The organism is Draconibacterium sp. (genome assembly GCF_041583095.1).
In the GTDB taxonomy this organism is placed as follows: domain Bacteria; phylum Bacteroidota; class Bacteroidia; order Bacteroidales; family Prolixibacteraceae; genus Draconibacterium.
This window is the reverse complement of record NZ_JBFHGM010000009.1, coordinates 21,976-41,690: the sequence shown is the minus strand read 5'-3', so window position 1 is coordinate 41,690 and position 19,715 is coordinate 21,976. Positions and strand designations below refer to the sequence as shown.

General features: G+C 41.2%; 13 protein-coding genes. 2 read left to right on the top strand and 11 right to left on the bottom strand.

Annotation, left to right across the window (positions count from 1 at the left end):
- Positions 1–58 precede the first annotated feature (58 nt).
- The 4 genes from ABZB17_RS01690 to ABZB17_RS01675 all read right to left on the bottom strand — a co-directional run bounded on the left by ABZB17_RS01690 (position 59) and on the right by ABZB17_RS01675 (position 3,898).
- Entirely contained in the window at positions 59–754 is a 696-nt protein-coding gene (locus ABZB17_RS01690) for a LytR/AlgR family response regulator transcription factor (protein WP_372647692.1), read from the bottom strand.
- 6 nt (positions 755–760) lie between these two features.
- Positions 761–1,699: a sensor histidine kinase gene (locus tag ABZB17_RS01685; RefSeq protein ID WP_372647690.1), complete on the bottom strand. Its 939-nt coding sequence runs from the start codon at positions 1,697–1,699 to the stop codon at positions 761–763.
- Positions 1,700–1,788: 89 nt separating this feature from the next.
- Positions 1,789–2,424: a hypothetical protein gene (locus ABZB17_RS01680; protein ID WP_372647689.1), complete on the bottom strand. Its 636-nt coding sequence runs from the start codon at positions 2,422–2,424 to the stop codon at positions 1,789–1,791.
- A 136-nt stretch (positions 2,425–2,560) separates the two neighbouring features.
- Positions 2,561–3,898, bottom strand: a complete 1,338-nt coding sequence (locus tag ABZB17_RS01675) for a BamA/TamA family outer membrane protein (protein WP_372647687.1) — start codon at positions 3,896–3,898, stop codon at positions 2,561–2,563.
- Between the two features lie 212 nt (positions 3,899–4,110).
- Between ABZB17_RS01675 and ABZB17_RS01670 the strand changes: the two genes are divergently transcribed.
- On the top strand, positions 4,111–5,595 hold the full coding sequence (locus tag ABZB17_RS01670; RefSeq protein ID WP_372647684.1) for a Gfo/Idh/MocA family protein: 1,485 nt from the start codon (positions 4,111–4,113) through the stop codon (positions 5,593–5,595).
- A gap of 325 nt (positions 5,596–5,920) precedes the next feature.
- On the opposite strand, the gene ABZB17_RS01665 is transcribed toward ABZB17_RS01670, so the two are convergent.
- Genes ABZB17_RS01665 through ABZB17_RS01655 form a run of 3 tightly spaced genes read right to left on the bottom strand, consistent with a single transcriptional unit; the run spans position 5,921 to position 11,968 of the window.
- Complete coding sequence (locus ABZB17_RS01665) at positions 5,921–7,588, bottom strand: SusD/RagB family nutrient-binding outer membrane lipoprotein (RefSeq protein ID WP_372647683.1); 1,668 nt, start codon at positions 7,586–7,588, stop codon at positions 5,921–5,923.
- Between the two features lie 41 nt (positions 7,589–7,629).
- Positions 7,630–10,698, bottom strand: a complete 3,069-nt coding sequence (locus ABZB17_RS01660; protein WP_372647681.1) for a SusC/RagA family TonB-linked outer membrane protein — start codon at positions 10,696–10,698, stop codon at positions 7,630–7,632.
- A gap of 43 nt (positions 10,699–10,741) precedes the next feature.
- Positions 10,742–11,968 carry an ROK family protein gene (locus ABZB17_RS01655; RefSeq protein ID WP_372647679.1) on the bottom strand — a complete coding sequence of 409 codons (1,227 nt, stop codon included), beginning with the start codon at positions 11,966–11,968 and terminating at the stop codon, positions 10,742–10,744.
- A 289-nt stretch (positions 11,969–12,257) separates the two neighbouring features.
- On the opposite strand from ABZB17_RS01655, the gene ABZB17_RS01650 reads away from it, so the two are divergent.
- Positions 12,258–14,105: a hypothetical protein gene (locus ABZB17_RS01650; RefSeq protein ID WP_372647677.1), complete on the top strand. Its 1,848-nt coding sequence runs from the start codon at positions 12,258–12,260 to the stop codon at positions 14,103–14,105.
- Positions 14,106–14,146: 41 nt separating this feature from the next.
- Here ABZB17_RS01650 and ABZB17_RS01645 read toward each other — a convergent pair whose 3' ends face one another.
- The 4 genes from ABZB17_RS01645 to ABZB17_RS01630 form a co-directional block, all read right to left on the bottom strand.
- Positions 14,147–14,284: a hypothetical protein gene (locus ABZB17_RS01645; protein ID WP_372647676.1), complete on the bottom strand. Its 138-nt coding sequence runs from the start codon at positions 14,282–14,284 to the stop codon at positions 14,147–14,149.
- 469 nt (positions 14,285–14,753) lie between these two features.
- Positions 14,754–16,442 (bottom strand): MBOAT family protein, encoded by a 1,689-nt coding sequence (locus tag ABZB17_RS01640; protein ID WP_372647675.1) that lies wholly within the window; start codon positions 16,440–16,442, stop codon positions 14,754–14,756.
- A gap of 235 nt (positions 16,443–16,677) precedes the next feature.
- Positions 16,678–18,027, bottom strand: a complete 1,350-nt coding sequence (locus tag ABZB17_RS01635) for a GDSL-type esterase/lipase family protein (protein WP_372647673.1) — start codon at positions 18,025–18,027, stop codon at positions 16,678–16,680.
- Positions 18,028–18,206: 179 nt separating this feature from the next.
- Positions 18,207–19,673, bottom strand: a complete 1,467-nt coding sequence (locus ABZB17_RS01630) for a GDSL-type esterase/lipase family protein (protein WP_372647671.1) — start codon at positions 19,671–19,673, stop codon at positions 18,207–18,209.
- Positions 19,674–19,715: the final 42 nt, after the last annotated feature.

Here is a 19,715-nt window from a genome sequence, read left to right as displayed (position 1 = left end):
CCTTACTTAGAGTGAGAGTATCACTAAAAGGAGAAAATGATATCTATATTCGCAAATTTTATGCATTTAGTTTTGCAAGAAACGCCTCTTTAAAACTCAAACTTACCGGCAGTTTTACATCGGCGAGTTTTACGCTGTTCCCCTCCAGATAAACCACTTTAGCAAGCGAAACCACATACGATTTATGAATGCGGGCGAATCGGTTTTCCGGTAATTGCTCAATAAAATCCTTAAACCGTCCGTGTACCATTAACGATTGTGTTTCGGTTACAAAACGTACATAATCGCCCTGTGCTTCCAGGTAAATTAATTCGTCGAAATTAAGCCGGTAATCCTTTTTATTGGCACGTACCATTAAATGTTGCCCGATGTTCTCTGTGCGTAAAGAAAAACGTTCGAGTACCCGATTAACCGCCGTTCGGAACCGTTCAAAGGAAACCGGTTTTAGTAAATAGTCCACCGCATCAACCTCAAAACCTTCCAAAGCAAATTCGGGATAGGCAGTAACCAAAATAAACAGCGGTGGTTCTTTTAAACTTTTCACAAAACCGATTCCGCTTAATTTGGGCATGTTTATATCTAAAAACAGTAAGTCAATGTGTTTCTCTTTTAACAACTGACCGGCTTCCAATGCATCGTTGCAAACGCCCTCAAGTTCCAGTTCCGGACAGGCCTCAACAAAATCGCGGACCACATCCTGCGATAAAGGCTCATCGTCGACAATAATACAGTTTAAGGTTTTTGTTTTAGCCATGCCCAATTAATTCAATTGCACCTGTAAAAGTACTTTAAATGTTTCTTCGTTGTCCGAAATCATCAGCTTGTGTTGGTTGGGATAGATCATTTCAAGGCGTTTTTTCACATTGTCGATTCCAATGCCATGGTATTTGTCCAGGAGCAGATCGGTTGCCTGTCCTTTACTGTTTTCAACCTCGAAGTGAAGAACCTTCCCCTCTATTTCAATATTAATGTTTACAAAAGCATTATCGGCCCCACCTTTCATTCCGTGTTTAAAGCTATTCTCAACAAAAGGAAGAAACAACAGGGGCGCAATCTTTTTACCTTTTATCTCGCCAATGGTATTGAATACAATTTTGTTTTTCCCCGACCGGAGATTCTGCATATCAATATAATTCTGTAGCATTTCCACTTCTTTTTCCAGTGCTATAAAATCTGCATCCGATTCATAAATAATATGACGCATTAAATTGCTGAGCTGAACGATTTTTTCCGGCACTTCTTTCGATTCTTTTCGGGCCATACTGTAAATGCTGTTCAGCGAGTTAAAAAGAAAATGCGGGTTGATCTGCGATTTCAAAGCTTTTAACTCGGCCTGCGATTTTTCCTTTTCCAGTTCTTCTGCACGGAAATATCCACGAGCCAGGTGCAATAAACCGGAGATAAACAGATAAATGGCAAAGAACAGCGAAATATCCCAAAAACTGTAGTAAGCAATAAAATAGTAACCTTTGAAAATGTGATCGATCAGCTTGTCGAATAAAAGCAGGTAAAAACCCGCCCCAAAAACAACTGCGGCAATTACAGCGGCAGCGTAGCCAAAATATTTGCCGCGCTCCCAAAGTAGCGGAAAAAGCAGTTTTAAATTCAGGTAAACCACACAAACAATGGGCAGGTGGAAAACAGCCGTGTAAATTAGGTCGATCTGTTTAACTTCGGCCGACACTTTTAACACGTTCATCAGTATTAAAAACGATAAACACCAAAACAGGATATGTTGTAACACCCTGTTTTTTATGAGCCGCCCAAGTGTGATTTTTAAGGAGCTATTCATTTTTTCCGAAACAACTCTACTTCTAATCCATCGTCAAAAGCCTCTTCCGAATCCACATATTTGCTTACAAATTTTTGCAATTCCTTAGGTTTGGCGGTGAGTAAAATATAATCGCCGTTGTCTTCATGATGAATTCTAATCTTGTTTTCCTTAATCAAATCTTCCAGCCACTCCGGATCAAACCAACGGATTTCGAGTTTATCGTCGGAAACGGTTAGTTTGGCAAAAGTATGTACCGGCACCAGGTGCAGGTCGGCTAAGGTGATGTTATCGTCGTCACCGTAATCTTCAATGTAAAAATCCAGGAAATATTCATCGGCCAGTTTAATCACATGCACTGCAAATTTCGATTCTTTCACAATGCCATTCTCGTTTGAAGTAAGGCTAAGAACGTATCTTTTTTTGTCGCGTATACTGTCTTTTATATCTCCAACAAACGGATGAGTGAAATTCCACGAATCGTCAGAACCACTAAAAACAACATCGTTATCATCGTCTTCAAACCATTCGCCCAACAGCAAATCGTTTTCAAACAGATCACTTTCGGTATACAAAGGGTAAAACGAGTAAACTACACACCCTGACAACAGAAGAGTAATTATTGCAATGAGCAGAACATTACGTGTTTTCATTTTGATTGTTTTTAAATTCCTACTCAAATTTACAGGACTTTAACCAGGCAAAAGAATTTTTTCGTTGAGATGCGGCTTTTTGTCGTTGAGATAAAAAACCACCTTTCAGCAGCAAAATGAAAACCTGCAAAAACGATTAAAATAAGTAGTTCAAGCCGATGTAAATACCTGAATCGCCATCGCGTTCATCGGCGGCCATACCGTAATCGCAACGAACGACAAAGTTTTCGTTCATGGCAGCACGCAAACCTAATCCAAATGAATAGTGCATGGCTTCGGCACCGTTATCGAAATAACTATCTAAAGGACTCGGATATATAGCCAGAACATTAATGTTGCTCTTATCCACATCAATTTTATTGGTAACACGGCCAAAATCAGCAAATGCATTTAGGCCCATATAAAAGTTGTTGTTCATAAACTGAAAACGGGCAAATTTCCAGCGCGCCTCAATATTTCCTAAAAATACAGCATCGCCAACAACCCGGTTTCGTAATATTCCGCGTAATGAATTGGCGCCTCCCAATCCCTCGGAAGTGGAACTTTTCATCACCGAAGTGATCAATTGTGTTTGGTAGTAAAAAGGCACATCTCCGGTAAGCGTTGTCTGGTAAGCCAGGCGGTAAGCAAAAGAAAGATCATCAGGAATGATCGTAAAATACTGGCGGTGAATAAGCGATAATTTAGTAAAACTATGCTCTCCTCCCAAAAACTCGGGTGAAGCCAGTAAAACGGCTTCGGTCCACATTCCTTTCATCGGGTTAGGTATATTATCGCGGGTATCGTAAACAATACCGGCTTTTATCGTTGGCACAAAACCACCGTCGGCATCTTCATCCGAAATAATTCCCCAATCCCGGTATATTTCATACAGCCCCGGAGCCACGTCATGCGGCGGAAGAATATCTTCATCGTCCTTATTTTTATTCAGCTTCTCAATATCAACGTAGCCAAGTTTAAAATTCAGGAGGTTAAAACCACCGATCCAGTCAAACTTTTCTCCGGCGAGATCTCCGCGCAAATCAACTTTAAAACGAAATAATTTACGGTCGTATTTGTAAAACATCCGGGTTCTGTAATCCGCTGCTTCATCATCATACCAATCTTTGTTCACCACAGCGTCGTAACCGTTAAAACCATAAAAATCGTAGGCCCTGTCGCTTAGGTAACTAATATCAACCGATGTTTGCAGTCCGGGAATAAGTTTATCTGAATCGTAGTTAAAACGGTTAATCCCGCTTCCTTTTGTAAATCGCGACACTTCGAGATAAATGCTGTGATCGTACTTGGGGTAGCGGCTTCCGTCGCCATAATGGTAAAGATTTACCAAGCCTCCGTACTGAAATCCAAGGTCGGTATCGAAAGTAATGGCCGGCAATGCCCCAAAATTCCAACCCTGTTTGGTCACACTTTCCTGCGCCTCCGACACTAATAAAGCAGTTAAGAATGCGCATAAAAACAGAAAACGTTTCATGTTAATTGATTTTAGTTAGACTAAGCGAGTAATTCAAATAAAACATATTTTTGATATGGTACAGAAATACGTTGTCGAATATAAGTAAAAAAGGAATGATTTTATAATCGCCTCACCTTTCTGATTGTTCTTCTTGTCTTTTATGATATTTTTATTTTCTTTTACACATCTTTGGTAATTTTTTCAAAACTAATATACAAGTCGAAACTAAAATGAAAACAAACCGTAGAGATTTCTTTAAAGTAACCGGTGCAGTTGGAGCAGGAATTGCAGCCGGTGGGCTAACATCATGCAGTCAGCCACAGGCAGAGCCATCGGCTATGCAGTTTATAAAAGATGCAGCCGTAAACAACAATCCGCAACAGTTTAATATGTGTGGTTATGCCGCACCAAAACTCGATAAAGTGCGTGTTGGATTTGTGGGTATTGGTGACCGCGGCTCAGGTGCCGTAAAACGAATGACCTATATTGAGGGCGTTGAAATAACAGCTTTGTGCGATATTCGCCAGGCTGCTGTTGATGGTGCTCAGAAAATTCTTAGCGAGGCCGGCTTACCAAAAGCCAAAGAGTTTGTTGGCGACGAAAACGAATTTAAAAAACTTTGCGACAGTGGCCTTTGCGACCTCGTTTACACCGCCACTCCGTGGGAATGGCACGTACCTGTTGGCCTGGCAGCTATGGAAGGCGGTGCACATGCGGCGCTTGAAGTATCGGCTGCCAAAACCATGGACGAGTGCTGGCAAATGGTGGAAACTTCGGAGCGCACAAAAAAACACTGTGTGATTCTGGAAAACTGCTGTTACGACTTTTTTGAATTACTAACGCTAAACATGGTTCGCCAGGGTGTTTTTGGCGATTTAATTCATGGTGAAGGTGCTTATATCCATGATTTGGATTACTGGCATTTTAACAAGCCACAAGATGAAAAGATGACTGACGGCGCCTACACAAAAATGTGGCGTTTATACGAAAACCAGCGTAAAGCGAATGTTTACCCAACGCATGGACTGGGGCCAATTTGCCAGGCGATGAACATTAACCGTGGCGACAAAATGGATTACCTGACAGCGATGATCTCTGACGATTTTACGCTGAAAAACCGCATTGAAGAGAAAGCCAAGGAAGATCCGTTCTTCGAAAAATTTACAGGAATGGATATGCGCGGTAATATGGATATGCAAATGATACGCACCAATAAAGGGCGAACCATTCTTATTCAGCACGATGTTTCCTCGCCACGCCCCTACTCGCGTATTCATATGTTGAGTGGAACAAAATGTTTTGCCCAAAAATGGCCGTTACAACACATTGCTTTTGGGCACGATGTGGTTGATGAAGCCGGCATGAAAGAACTTCGTGAAAAATACGAACCGGAAATTATAAAACGTGTTGGCGAAATGGCCAAACAAGTTGGTGGCCACGGTGGAATGGATTTTATTATGGACTGGCGCCTGATCGATTGTTTGCGCAACGGCCTTCCGGTTGATATGGACGTTTACGATGCAGCGGCGTGGAGTTCAATAACTCCGCTAAGTGAATGGTCGATTGCCAACGGATCGGCACCAATTGAAGTGCCCGATTTTACACGCGGAGCCTGGAAAACCAATAAGCCGGTTGAGCTTACTTTGGCAGGTGGCGGAACCACCAAAGTCAGAAACCTGACGAATGCCAATGCTGAAGGACAGCTTGATGTTTAAAACAGAACCTACAATACATTCGAAAGGGCAGTAATTACTGCCCTTTCTTTTTTACTCACTCTATTACTCTTTGCAATAGGATTGAACTGTTTTCTATTGTTCGATTGTTTCCTGCAAATTTCGTTCCAATTGAAAAACCGCCGATATTTTCACCGACGGTTCACTAATCAAACGCTTTATCTATGATAAAAACTAACCTTTGTTTTATTCCAGACAACTGGCAGCAGAAATACCCTTACTCGTTAAACAAAAAAACCGCCGTTCAATTAAATGAACGACGGTTTAACCTAACCAAACTAATTAATCAGTAGAAAAAACAGTCTTGTTACTGTTTTGCCCACCATAATTTTGTGTTCTGAACATCAGGTCCCTGAACAGCGACTGCTGCACTATAGTTGGCACCATTGGTATTAATAACACTATTACCATAACGCATACGTGTAGGGTAATTTCCGTTAATATCACCAAGGCCAAAGATATCACCATCCTGAACACCGGCTGCAAGCTCAGCGGGGTATCCCATATCGCGAACGATAGACCAAGCTTCAAAGCCATCTGTAAATGCTGCAATCCAACGTTGCGATGCAATTTTCTCCAGCATTTCGTCCTGAGTGCCGGTTAGCATTGCCATATCTTCGTTAGCTAAGTAATTATCGATATCACCATCGCTAACACCCCATAATTTCATTGCCTGACGAATACCTTCCTGGTATAAATCCTGTGCACTTCCAGACCCCATTCCATAAACAGCAGCTTCTGCTTGTAAGAAATATGATTCAGCTGAAGACATGATCAACTCAGGACGAATTTCGCCGTTATTCTTTTTGTTGATAACCACCTCTGCCGGTTTAGAGAAGAAATTGTAACGTGTAAACGGATGCATTTTACCGTTTAAACGAGTTGGTTGCCCTACGTAGTACATATTTTCAGGCATAGTAACCTCAATACTACCATCAGTGAGCGTATTTGTTGTATAATCAACACCTGCATCATCAAGAACAGCTAAAATAAAATCAACTCGCTTCTGAAAATTCTCCACTTCTGAACCCTCAGTTGGTTTCTCAAGCGTTTGTGTTCCACCAACTGCCGGCTGCGCATAAACAGCTAAACGAGGGTCGTTGTTATTGCGTAACAGATCGATCATGGTTTTACTCATTGTCCAGTCTGAACCGGCACCAAAGTTATACCAAACATCGCCGTAACAAGCACTTCCCCACTGCGAAATCTCTTCGTCTTTCTCCATTAAAATATTGTCGTTTTCGCCATCAAGCAAATCTGAATTCAATGCTGAAGAAATAGCACTTTCTGCAAAACCGGCTCCGGCAGCCCCATAAGCACGCATTGCAATACGAAGTTTTAAAGTATTAGCCAAACGCTTCCATTGTTGCAGATCACCACCACAATATAAGTCGTTATCACCAATATCGTCAACAGCTACACCGGTTGCAGTTGCGTCGCCAATTGTAGCCATAGCTTCATCCAGCTCGGCAATAATCCCCGCGTAAATATCACTTTGCTCATCAAATTTTGGAAGTACAATATCCGGATTAGTTGCTTCTGAGTAAGGAATCATTCCAAACACATCGGTAAACATCTGGAAATACAGACCTTTAATGATTTGACCTACTGCATACATGTATTCATTTTCGAACTCACCGCCAACAGCTGTAAGCTTCATAAAGTTATCCAAGCCACCTACGTAACCTGACAACCAATCCCATGATGCATCGGTGTAACCACTACTATATGAATAACCTAACTCATCCGACCACCAGCTGCTGCTGTGTCCAAAACATACCTGACCTGAGTAACGATCGGCATGGATTAAGTGTGCACGCCAATACGGATAACGATCTGGTGCATATAAACGATACTGAGGAGTAGTTAAAAAGTACTTAGCACTCACCTCATCAACCGTAAATGAATCCGGTTTAGTATTGATTTCGTTAAAATCATCGGTACAATTGCTTAGCAAAAATACCGCTATAAACATTACGAATATTTTTAATATATTTTTCATTTTACCGGCCCTCCTTAAAATTTAATGTTTACGTTGAATCCGATACTTCTGGCTGTTGGTAAATTGTACGACAAAATACCCTGTCCGTTGTTACCTGTTCCCAGGCTCGATTCCGGATCAACATGAGGAATGTCTTTATAAATAAAGAACAAGTTACGTCCAACCAAACCAATTGTAGCACCTTGAATAAATGTGTCTCTGATTAACGATTGTGGCACTTTGTAAGACAGTACCAATTCACGTAAACGTATGTTAGTTTGATCAAACAAATACTCTGAAGCAATACCAGAAACTGAACCCCAATAATCCTGGGCACTGATTGAAGTAGTGTTTTGAACATATGAACCGTCGTCTTGTAAAACAACGCCGTCAACAACAATACCTTCTTCACGGTACTGAAGAGTTTCTTCTACAACACCGCTACTAACCAATGCAGCATTGGTTTGCGAGTAAATTTTACCGCCTACACGTGCATCGATCAGGAAGCGTAATGAAACATCCTTATAGGTGAATGTATTTGTAAAACCGGCAGTCCAATCGGGTTGTGAATTACCCAGGTAAACCATATCGGTTGAAGACTGTGGACGACCATTGGCATCTACAACAATTTGCCCTGCATCGTTTGTTCTCCAGGTTGTTCCATATAAATCGCCATAGCCACCACCAACAGTTGCCTGTAAACGCACGTTACCCGAGTTTGTAGAGTTAAACACGTAACTATCCAGATCTTCAGTTAACTCTACCAATTCGTTGTTGTTTTTAGCAAAGTTGAAACTTGTTTCCCAGCTAAAGTTATTGGTTTTAACAGGAATACCTCCTACCAATAATTCAACACCTTTATTGGTTGTTTCACCAATATTTTCAAGGAAGAAATCGTATCCTGTTGATGATGGAACCGGTACATTAAATATCTGATCGGTAGTTTTAATGCTATACCACGAGAAATCGAAGAACATACGGTTATTCAGCATACTGGCTTCCAAACCAATCTCGAACGAAGCAATATTCTCTGGTAATAAATCTTCGTTTGGTTTTGTCGACGGACGAGATAACTGAGTTAATCCCAGGTAACCATCGTTTGCAAGGTTGTAGTATGAGTACAACTGATATGGGCTCGTATCGTTACCCACATTAGCCCAGCTCGAACGAACCTTCAGCAAGTTAAATACTTCTGCATTCGGATCAATAAAATCTTGCAGCAATAACGAACCTGTTACCGAAGGATAAAAGTATGAGCGGTTGTCTTGTGGTAAAGTCGACGACCAATCATTACGTCCGGTAACATCAAGGTAAGCAAAATCGCGATACGATAATGATGCCTGGAAATAAAGAGAATTTACTTTCTTTTCTCTTAATGGAGTGTACGACGGTGTTTGTGTTACAGTATTCGCAACTGTTGCACGACTAGGAATTTTAAAATCCTCACCGTAAATACTCTGGTATTCGTAAGTACGATACGAGTGGTTACCACCACCATTTACAGACAGATTTAAATCAGGAGTAAGATCTTTGTTAAACATCAACAGGAAGTCGGCGTTGGTTTCCGTAACACGTGTATTGCTGAATGTTAAACGACCACTTGTATAAAAGTGGTGACCAGGCATATTTACCGATTCTGATTTCATAATTGTCACATCGGTACCTACACGCGCAAAAGCTGATAAATATGGAGTAATTTCGTAGTTTAATTTACTGAAACCAAGAATACGCTCTCTTCTGTCGGTTCTCATATCTTGGTATAGTATCCAATATGGATTAGCTCCCAACGCACCGTAAGAAATAGAATTTAACGATTCTTCAGGATTCTGGTATGTTTTCAGGTCTTCAATATCAACACTTCTTGGCATACCATACAAATAAGCCAAGATACCTTCCGATCCCTGGTTGGCTGCATTCTCCAATTCTTGCCAGAAATAAGTTGCTTTAGCATCAAGCGTTAATTTGTCATTCAAATCAACTACACCACGCAAGTTAAAGTTATGGCTTCTTAATTCTGAATTCGGAATCATAGACTCCGTTTTGTTGTTGGTGTACGAGAAACGAATTGAGTGGTTTTCTCCGGCACCTGCAATAGCTACTGAGTTAATGTATTTTGCACCAGTCTGGAAGAAATCCTCTACGTTATTAGGATAAGCGACATATGGTCTTTCTTCGCCGGTGTAATACATTTGGCTGCTGCCATCCAAACGTTGTCCCCACGATCCTGTTGAGTTTTTCAAATCTTCAACATTGCCGGGAACGTTACCCTGGCTACCCTGACCGTATTCATTCTGATAGTCGGGTAACAACATTGGATTATCAAAAGTAATGTTCGAGTTTACTGAGATTCCCAAACCTTTACCTTTTGTACCTTTTTTTGTGGTGATTAAAAGTACACCGTTACCTGCACGCGAACCATACAATGCTGCCGCGTTTGGTCCTTTCAATACCGAGATCGACTCAATATCGTCGGGGTTGATATCGGTGATACCACCACCAGTTACAGTACTGTTATAAACACTACCACCACTGTTCGATCCGGTAGCATCAATTGGTACACCATCAACTACGATTAATGGCTGGTTATTTCCCGTAATAGAGTTGTTACCTCGGATGATCACACGCGAGCCACTACCCGGGCTTCCTGATCCCTGAGTTACAACTACACCCGCTACTTTACCTACCAGTGAGTTTGCCGGGTTATGGTCTTTAACAACAGAAATGTCGTCGCCACCAACTTCGGTTACTGCATAACCCAACGATTTCTTTTCTTTGGAAATACCTAAAGCCGTAACAACAACTTCTTCCAAACCAATTTGGTTCTCCTGCATTGTTACATCAATTGTAGAGCGTCCGTTAACGGCTTCATTAACGGTTTGCATTCCCACAAAGGAAAACTGGATTGTTGCATCGTCGGCAACAGTAATGGAGTATACACCGTCAATATCGGTGATAGTACCATTCGATGTTCCCGCTTCAACTACTGAGACTCCGGGAATCCCGAGGCCATCGTCGCCGGTAACTGTTCCTGTCACCGTTTGCTGCGCGTATGCACTACCTAGTAATGCAAAGCACATTCCTAAAATCAAAAAAATCTTTCGCATAGATTTTGAATTTAAATGAACTAGAAATAGATTAATACTTGAATTATTTATACATATCGCTGAATAGTTTTTGAAACAGTTTTGCTGTCATTCCCAATAAACCGGATTGCTCCCATTTTTCGGAAATCACAATTTCAATGTTGCCTGATATTTGTTCCAAACAGTGCTGATTAATTGCTTGCTGAATAGGTGTAAGAATGTATTGATTGGCACGCGATACAATTCCTCCTATAACAATTATATCAGGATTTAATAACTGAATGGTATTTGATAGTGCTTTGCCCAAAGCCTGGCCGACCTCGCTTAAGAGTGTTATAGCCAGTTCGTCGCCGAGTTTTGCAGCATCGATAACATCTTTGGGTTGTAGTTCTTCTATTTTATACTGAAAACGGTTCGTAAGCTGCGAAATTTTTCCTGCTGAAATGGCATCTTTAGCACGCTGAATCAGCACACTTGCCGAAACCACAGTCTCTAAACAACCTCGTTTACCGCATATACATAAATCGCCGTCTTCCTCAAACTTGGTGTGCGACAATTCACCGGCAAAACCGGTGGCGCCATTGTACAATTTTCCACCAAGAATAAGCCCGATTCCCAATCCCCAGTTCCAGTTTATAATAACGGCATCGTTGTGTTCTTTTGCGGCACCAAAAATAAACTCGCCGTACGCTTCCATTCGGGCATCGTTATTGATGTAAACCATTTTGCCGAATTTCATACTTAAGCGATCGGCAACATTTCGGTATGCCTCTTTCTTTATCGTGTAGTTTATTCCATTAATCGAATCAACGAGCCCCGGCATAGCTGTTCCAACTGCAAATACACGGCTGTAATCAATGTTATTCACTTCCAGTATGTGGCGGGCTTCGGCATACAGTTTATCTACCAGGTCGTCATCGTCAATTGATGTTTCAACAACGGTAATTGGTGCAACCAGTTCGTTGTGTGAATTATAAACACCAATTTTTCCGTTAAAACGCCCCAGCTCGCACGAAATAACAAAAATACTATCACGCTTCAAGCCAAATAAAGTTGGGCGTCGTCCGCCTTTCGACTCGCCGCTTCCTCTGACTTCAACCAGTTTGCTTTCCCCTAAATCTTTTAGCAAAGAAATGGCCGTTGGCAAACTAACGCCAATTTGTTTGGAAAGAAATGTTGCTGACAGTGTGTCGTTTTCATATAAAAGACTTAGAATCTTTTTTTTCCGGCGATAATTTTTTAAAGCATTCCCGGTAAGTTTCTTCCCTTTTATATTTTCAAGAAGGATCATTTTGAAATAGTGTAGTTAATTAATGTGACTGCAATTTAAAGAAATATTTAAATCAAAAGCAAATGTTTGTTAATTTTTTTAGTAAGTCAAATGTAATTCTATAAATCTTTTCAACTCAAGCACCAATAAATAAAGCATTCAAGTATTTCTTACAATAAGATACCTCGGATTGGGGGCATCACAAATTTCGTTTAACGTAAATTAACAGTATGATTTAAAAACTATAAATAATAAAATTCTTACTTTCAAAAAACTAATTCATCAGGTGAAGTAAAAAAAAGGGGAAACGGTGAAGTTGAAGGCATTAATAATAACTGGTTTTATGCTGTTGGCAATATTTGCCAACACGACTGTAAACGCACAAGACCCTCAGCTTGATACAACTAAGGTTATCCAAACCCCCAACCTTCAGCAAGAACATTTTTACGACAGCCTGGAAAACCGGGCCAGCCGTCGCATACTTACCGGCTGGCTTTACGACGCTATAATAACTCCGCCCCGGCCCTATGTCGACAAAAAGGCGCTTGCCCTTGACTATTTTAAAGAATATGAAGGCAAAATTATTGCAGAAATAAAGATTAATGCTCTCGATGTTTTTGGACCTACCTGCTCCGACACCACTAAAACAGCCGACCACTGGGCCGAACGAGCAGCCAATAAAATTCATACAAAATCGAACCTGAAAACCATCCGCAAATTGTTGCTGTTTAAAATCGGCGATGTGTTAAAGCCGGAGCTGATGTATGAAAACGAAAGGATTATCAGGGATTTGCCATATATAAAAGATGTACGGTTTTATATAGAGCAGGATCCCGTATATCCGGGACTGGTGAATGTTTTGGTATTAACCAAAGACCGTTTTTCATTTGGGGTTTCGGGAGGTGTAAATGGCACCAGTTCGGGTGATTTGGAGATATACAACCGTAATATTTTTGGTGTTGGGCACGAGGTTTCGGTAAAGTTTGTTGGCCATGTTGAGAAGGAACCTTACCTGGGAGTTGAGACCTTTTACAATATAAAAAACATTGGCGGGCGATTTCTCGATGTTCGCCTAGGGTATTTAAATACTTATCGGCGTGAAGGCTTTGTAACGGAGGTAACCAAACCTTTTTTAACACAAAATATAAAGTGGGGTTATGGTGGTTATTCGGCACGCATGTTACGCACCGACCGTATTACAAATAACGACCCCGTAAAGGTGGAGGAGCCCATGGATCTTTCGGTAAACTACCTTTGGGGCGGCCGAAGTTTTAATATCAGTCCACATCGCGAAAATATTACCGAATTGGTTTTATCGGCAGGAATGAATAACTGGAACTATTTCGACGAACCGGTGGTTGAACCCGAAAACAGTCACTTTTTTTCCAACCACACTTTGTACATGGCAAGCCTTACCATTTCGCAACGCCGGTATATTCAGGATCAATTGATTTACAGCTATGGAATTACCGAAGATATTCCTGAAGGTTTTAAAAACGAATTTATTTATGGCTACGATGCCAATGAATTTGGCGACCGGCACTATCTCCATTTTTTAACCTCGAACGGTAATTTGCTACTAAGCCGGCGTGGCTACCTGTTTACATCTGCAGGAATTAGCGGATATTTAAACGATGGCCATTTTGAGGAAGGGATGATCCAGGGTGATGTAAACTTTATTTCGAAGCTGCATACGGCTGGAAAAAAACGAGTACGAACATTTGCCGACCTGAATTATACCCTGGGCTTTCGGCGTTTTGATATTGAACATTTAACTCTGGGAGACCGTGACCATATACGTGGTTTCGACAGCGACATTGCCATTGGTAAACAGCGTTTAAACCTAAAACTGGAACATGTTGTATTTCTGCCGGCGCAGTTTTACAAATTTAACATGGCTATTTTTGGTTTTGCCGACTTTGGTGTTATTGGCTCAAACCGCGAGCTTATTTTTAAACAGGATTATTACAGTGGCATTGGTATTGGCATTCGTTTACACAACGAAAACCTTGTTTTCGAAACCTTCAGGCTACGTTTGGCTTTTTATCCTTTCCATCCGGATGATATGAGCTTTATAGGTTTTTCGCTCGACGAACAGTCGAAAAAACGTTTTATTTCGTTTGCGCCCACAGGTCCAATACCTATGCGTTTTGAGTGAACTATTTTTTTAATGAAGCATCTTCGCAACTACAAGTCAGGTTATACACTTCTCTTTTCTCCCTGTTCCTCCATCGTTTTGCCTTGTAGCCGGTAATTATTGAACGGTTCTACACCATTTATGCGTTCTGCGGCCATGTTTTTTTTGTTTTTGGCATACCATAAGCCTATTTGCCCCATGCATATACTCTTTTGCGTACTACAGTTCGTCTTTTGATCTTTTCAGTTCCTTTATCGAATGTTGCTGTTCCTTTTTCGAAAGTGTAAGTTGCTATTTTGATAAATCGTTTTACTCTTTCGATTGTGTATGTCGCTCTTTCGATTGTGTAAGTTACTCTTTTGATTTTGTAAGTCGCTCTTTTGATTGCGTAAGTTACTCTTTTGTCTATGTAAGTAGCTCTTTCTATAAAACACATTGCTTATTTGATTAATCACATCGCCTTATAGAAAGTTTACATTGCTTATTTGATAATTCACATTGCTCTTTTGATAAAACACATCGCTTTGTTGATGATTCACATTGCTTGATTTATGAATTACATCGCTCGTTCGATAAATAACATTGCTCTTTTCATAAATCACATTGCCTTATAGAAAGATCACATTGCTTATTTGTAAAATGCGCATTGTCTTTAGAGAATTCTTTCTCTTAGAACTGGAAATAAATAAACGGTTGCATATCGGCCGAAACGGATTGATAAACGATAATTACCACAATAGCCGATATAGCTGCCTTTACCCACATTGGCGAAGCGATAAACCAGTTTTTTGCGCGGTCTTTTAAATCGTAACTCAGCCAGTGTGTAACAAAACCAAACAGCATCATCAGGAACACCCATTTGTACGCAACTACTATTTCGGGGATAACCGAAAGTTTCATATCGGTACCAATTTGATGTAGCATACCACGCACAACATCCATCGATTCGGAGCGGAAAAATACGCGTGTAAAGGTTATGAAAGAGAATGTTACGGCAATCTTCCAGATATTCACCAAACGGTTGCTGCGTTTTTCCCATGGGCTTATTTTTCGCCAGAATTTATAGATCACCAACCCTACTCCGTTCAAACCTCCCCATATAATAAACTGCCACGATGCACCGTGCCAAAGTCCTCCGAGCAACATGGTAAGCATCAGGTTGATATTGGTATTGATATGCTTTTTTACATTGGGGAAGAAATGCGCCAGTAAAGCAAATAGCAATACCAGGATGGCAAATATTGGCACCAAAATCAGCTTTCCGGCCAAAAGCACAACGATTGCCAGAATAATACCGAGGCTGATATAACTAAATACCGAACCTTCGCGGTTTCCACCAATGGGGATATACAAATAATCTTTTAACCACGACGAAAGCGACATGTGCCAGCGTTTCCAGAATTCGGCAACACTTTTTGCCTTGTAGGGCGAATTAAAGTTTTGCGGCAAACGGTAGCCCATCAACAGCGCTACTCCGATGGCAATATCGGTATATCCCGAAAAATCGACATATACCTGCAGCGAGTAACCAAATAATGCCATCAGGTTTTCGAATCCCGAATGTGTAACAGGGTCGGAAAAAACACGATCGACAAAGTTTACGGCAATGTAATCGCCTATAAATATTTTCTTAATCAATCCTTTCAAAATGATAAAAATTGCCCAGCCAAACTCTTCTTTCGACAGGCGGTAATCTTCGTAAATCTGTTTTACAAATCCCGATGCGCGAACAATGGGCCCGGCAACCAACTGCGGGAAAAACGATACATAAAAACCAAAATCGATTAAATTATTTACAGGTTTGGTTTCGCCGCGGTACACATCAACCGAATAACTAATGGTTTGAAAGGTAAAGAATGAAATACCCACCGGCAACAAAATCTGGTTCACCTCGAAATGTGTTCCGGTTGCTTCGTTAGCCCACATTGCCAGGTGGTTAATAACCTGTAAATCGGTGCCCAGCATCAGGTTTATACTGTCGACAAAGAAGTAAGCATATTTAAAGTAAGCCAGTAGGGTAAGGTTAATAACAACACTTGCTGCAATCAGCAGTTTCCGAATCAAATCGCTCTTCGATTTGTATATTCCTTTGCCAATAAAAAAGTCGGTTAGCGTACTGAATAACAAAATAAAGAAAAAGAATCCACTGGATTTGTAGTAGAAAAACAAACTTACCAGGAACAGATACCCGGCGCGAACACTTCGGTTTTTGTTTTTGTAAACCCATGAATAACCGGCCAACACAAAAGCAAAAAACGCCCAAAAGAAAAAGCGTGTAAAAATTAGCGGTGCCGTTTTGTCGTACAGAAAAATATTCCGTAGCAGTTCTTTCAATTCTATTTGTTGTAGTAAATCCAAGCAGTCTTAGTTTATTCTCCTCAAGGTGAAGATTTATTCGTTATTGTTACTCCCCGACATCCGCAGGTGTTTCTTTGTCTTAAAGTTCTTTTATCAATTTAAAAATGAAAAATATCCAATATTGAATAATCAATTTCCCAATACCCACATTGGGTTGTGTTTTTCATAGTTCTACATTGAGTATTCATCATTGATCATTGATTATTTTCTTTCCTTTCAAGCTTTATTTCTGTGTTTAATAAACATTGTTATGCGACTCCGTTGTACGGAGTGTGGCCGAAACGGGGGGTACGGGTTGCTCTTTAAGAGTGAGTTCCTTTTTTTCAAGAATGAAATTCTCAAAATCCTTCATCAGCGCACCAAAAAACAGGTCGGCGATCATTAAATAACCTTCGCGGGTAAAATGGATTTTATCGCTTTGTGCCAGTCCATTGTTTTGCCACAGTACCACGGAATTTAAACCTCCCATCACCGAAAACATATCCCACACACCGGCATTGTATTTTTGGGCCATTTTAAACATGCTGTCCTGCACCTTTTCGCCATTTTTGTTCACATACCGGCGATACAGGTAACTGTCGTTGTTGGTGGTAAACACAATTAGGGCATTGGGTGCAGCGGCTTTTATTTTGTTGATTAGCTGTCCGTAATGATCTTCGAAACGAGCTTGCGAAAACTTTCGACCATAGGCATCGTTAATTCCCAATCCGAGAATTACCAGGTCAGGATTAAGATCGGCCAGTTGTTCGGTAAAAAGCTGGCAACGTAAAAATGCCGGAACGTGTGCCCCGTTTACGCCAATACTGTGATACATTATGCCGTTTGGATTCGATTCGGTAGTCATTCCCAGTAAAGTAAAATTGCCTTGCGAGTTGTAGTCCTTCTCTAAGGTAATCTGCAAACTATCTACCCACTCATTTAATTCGAAATCGGTGTAACCATCGGCTTCAACCTTATTTTTCACCAAATCCTGATCAATGTTTATAGAGTAATTCTTTGCTGTGTTCTCGTAATAAATTCTCAGTTTGTTAAAGCTGTAGTCCAGTTCGTTTTCTTCTTCCAGTAAAATAGTAAGTTCGGCTTTAGGCGACGATGTAGTTGCAGAAATACCGCCCACTCCAAGTGTTCCGCTTTTCCGGCCCTCAACATGTCGGAATGTTTTCCAGTAGCCGTTGTAACGAATGTAATAACCAAAGGGCGAGTTGGTGCGTGCCATGCGGTACGGAAACATAAATCCCCAACCGGCATTCATTTCGCCATTTAACTGCTGAAAACGGTTGCGCATTTGCCCTGAAAACGAACCGGCCTGTATGTGTGAGCCACCAATTTGTACGATGTTTACACGTCCTTCGCCGGTGTTTACCAGTTGTTCCAGCTTTGAATAAAATCGTTCTGCATTTGTCCGGCTTCCGGGGTAATGCATTTCATTACGGTCGTAACGAACAAAGTTGTACTGGTTAACGTGGTAGAAGTAGCTGTTTTGCTGGGCACTTGCCGGTACCGCATACAGAAAGATGAAAGCAAGAAGCAGCAAAGACAAGCCTTGAACTTCCAGCCGCGAGCTGCGAGCTTTTAAAGGTTGCACGAAGATTGATGGAGATTGAATTAGATTGAATAGAGATTGAGCTACAAAACTTAGTACGCTTTTGAAACTTGAAACTTGTAGCTTGAAGCTAATATGTAACAGATCTCTCACTACGTTTGAGATGACAGTGAACTCGAAACTCGTAGCTCGTAGCTCGGTACTTTTTACTTTCTTCCCCATTACATCTCCTCCTCCAAATAATTATTGTACTCCAGAATCAATGCATTGTAGAACATATTGGCCACCAGTCGGGCTCCCCGTGCCGAGAAATGTACATAATCAGGACGTGCCAGTTCGGGTTGGGCATTCACCCATGAGGGCATACTGTTGTGTCCGCCCATAGCTTCGTACATATCCCAATACGCACAGTTATTTTCCAATGCCACTTGCTTTAGCGTTTCAACAACATCGGGCAAATGTTTATAGGTAATGTACTTATCCTTCACCTTTGTCGACATATCACTTGGCCCGATAACCAGAATGGCAGCATCAGGACACAAAGAACTAATTCGTTGTATCTGACTGCCAAACCAACGGCCATAACGTTCAATCGCCTTTTTATCTTTAATGTATGGAATTACGTTACCGCCAAACTGCAGGATAAAAAACTTTGGATTCAGATCGTTGTACATTTTCAAACTATGCTGGTAGTCAGCTTTCGTGAAAATAGTACCGGAACTGCCCCGCAAGGCAATGTTATCCATGATCACTCCTTTTTTCGAAGCCAGTTCAATTCCGTATACATCCGGGCCATCGTATCCCGAGAATTTTAGTGTAACACTGCTTGTTGAATCGGGTAATTCGCACTCGAGCACCGCGTAGGTTGTATCGGCCAAAAGCGTATCGTTTAAAACCGTATCGCCACGTGCAATTAACTGCACGGCAACCGGGCGTTTTGTATGCCCGTAAAACAACCGCATATTTTCGTATTCGCGGGTACGTTTGTAGGAGATATCTGATTTCGATACATTCATTTCCGCCTCGTAGATAATCGAATCTTTAAACGGAATTGTGTCGCTGGCCAACGGCGCATAACGCGAAAATGCGCCCATTACTCCGTAACGACTGTGTTCCACCGTTGTGTCCACTTTGCCGTAAATCGGGTAACGCTTCCAGTTTTCGGAATTCTTTTGATAGGCACTAAAAACATAATCGTAGGGTTGCAAAGCCGGACGCAAACCAACTCCTGTTCCTCCAAATTTCACCTGTAATTTGTTTCGAAGGAAAGAGGTGATGCGGTCGCCTTCAATCTGGCTGTCGCCGTAATGCATGATACGAACCAGTGAATCACTTTTTAAATGACGGAAAAAACGATACATGTTCTCCCGCCCCAGGTCGGTCATTTCAATTCGGCGAACCGATTGCACCAGCGTATCGTAATCTGCCCGGTGAATGACTTCAAGCACCGTATCACCGGAAATGGTATCCAGTTCGATATCTACCAGCGAATCAATTTCAAACTGCTGGGCTAATATTTCCGATACATCGGTATATTCCACATCATCAACACCCATTATTTCAGTGAAAGTCGGCATATGGACGGTCATTTCGCCCACCTCGAAACCATCGTCGGGCATTAGCCACATTGCGCCTGCCAGCAAAGCAATTACGCTCAAAGTAAATGTTAATGTCTGTAACGGCTTCATCTCATTATTATTAAAACCTTTCAGCGGTATTCGATGTAACTC

Excerpts from the sequence above, each read along its gene's own strand:
- ABZB17_RS01690 (WP_372647692.1), bottom strand. The coding sequence starts at position 754 with ATGGCTAAAACAAAAACCTTAAACTGTATTATTGTCGACGATGAGCCT.
- ABZB17_RS01685 (WP_372647690.1), bottom strand. The coding sequence starts at position 1,699 with ATGAACGTGTTAAAAGTGTCGGCCGAAGTTAAACAGATCGACCTAATT.
- ABZB17_RS01680 (WP_372647689.1), bottom strand. The coding sequence starts at position 2,424 with ATGAAAACACGTAATGTTCTGCTCATTGCAATAATTACTCTTCTGTTG.
- ABZB17_RS01675 (WP_372647687.1), bottom strand. The coding sequence starts at position 3,898 with ATGAAACGTTTTCTGTTTTTATGCGCATTCTTAACTGCTTTATTAGTG.
- ABZB17_RS01670 (WP_372647684.1), top strand. The coding sequence starts at position 4,111 with ATGAAAACAAACCGTAGAGATTTCTTTAAAGTAACCGGTGCAGTTGGA.
- ABZB17_RS01665 (WP_372647683.1), bottom strand. The coding sequence starts at position 7,588 with ATGTTTATAGCGGTATTTTTGCTAAGCAATTGTACCGATGATTTTAAC.
- ABZB17_RS01660 (WP_372647681.1), bottom strand. The coding sequence starts at position 10,698 with ATGCGAAAGATTTTTTTGATTTTAGGAATGTGCTTTGCATTACTAGGT.
- ABZB17_RS01655 (WP_372647679.1), bottom strand. The coding sequence starts at position 11,968 with ATGATCCTTCTTGAAAATATAAAAGGGAAGAAACTTACCGGGAATGCT.
- ABZB17_RS01645 (WP_372647676.1), bottom strand. The coding sequence starts at position 14,284 with ATGGGGCAAATAGGCTTATGGTATGCCAAAAACAAAAAAAACATGGCC.
- ABZB17_RS01630 (WP_372647671.1), bottom strand. The coding sequence starts at position 19,673 with ATGAAGCCGTTACAGACATTAACATTTACTTTGAGCGTAATTGCTTTG.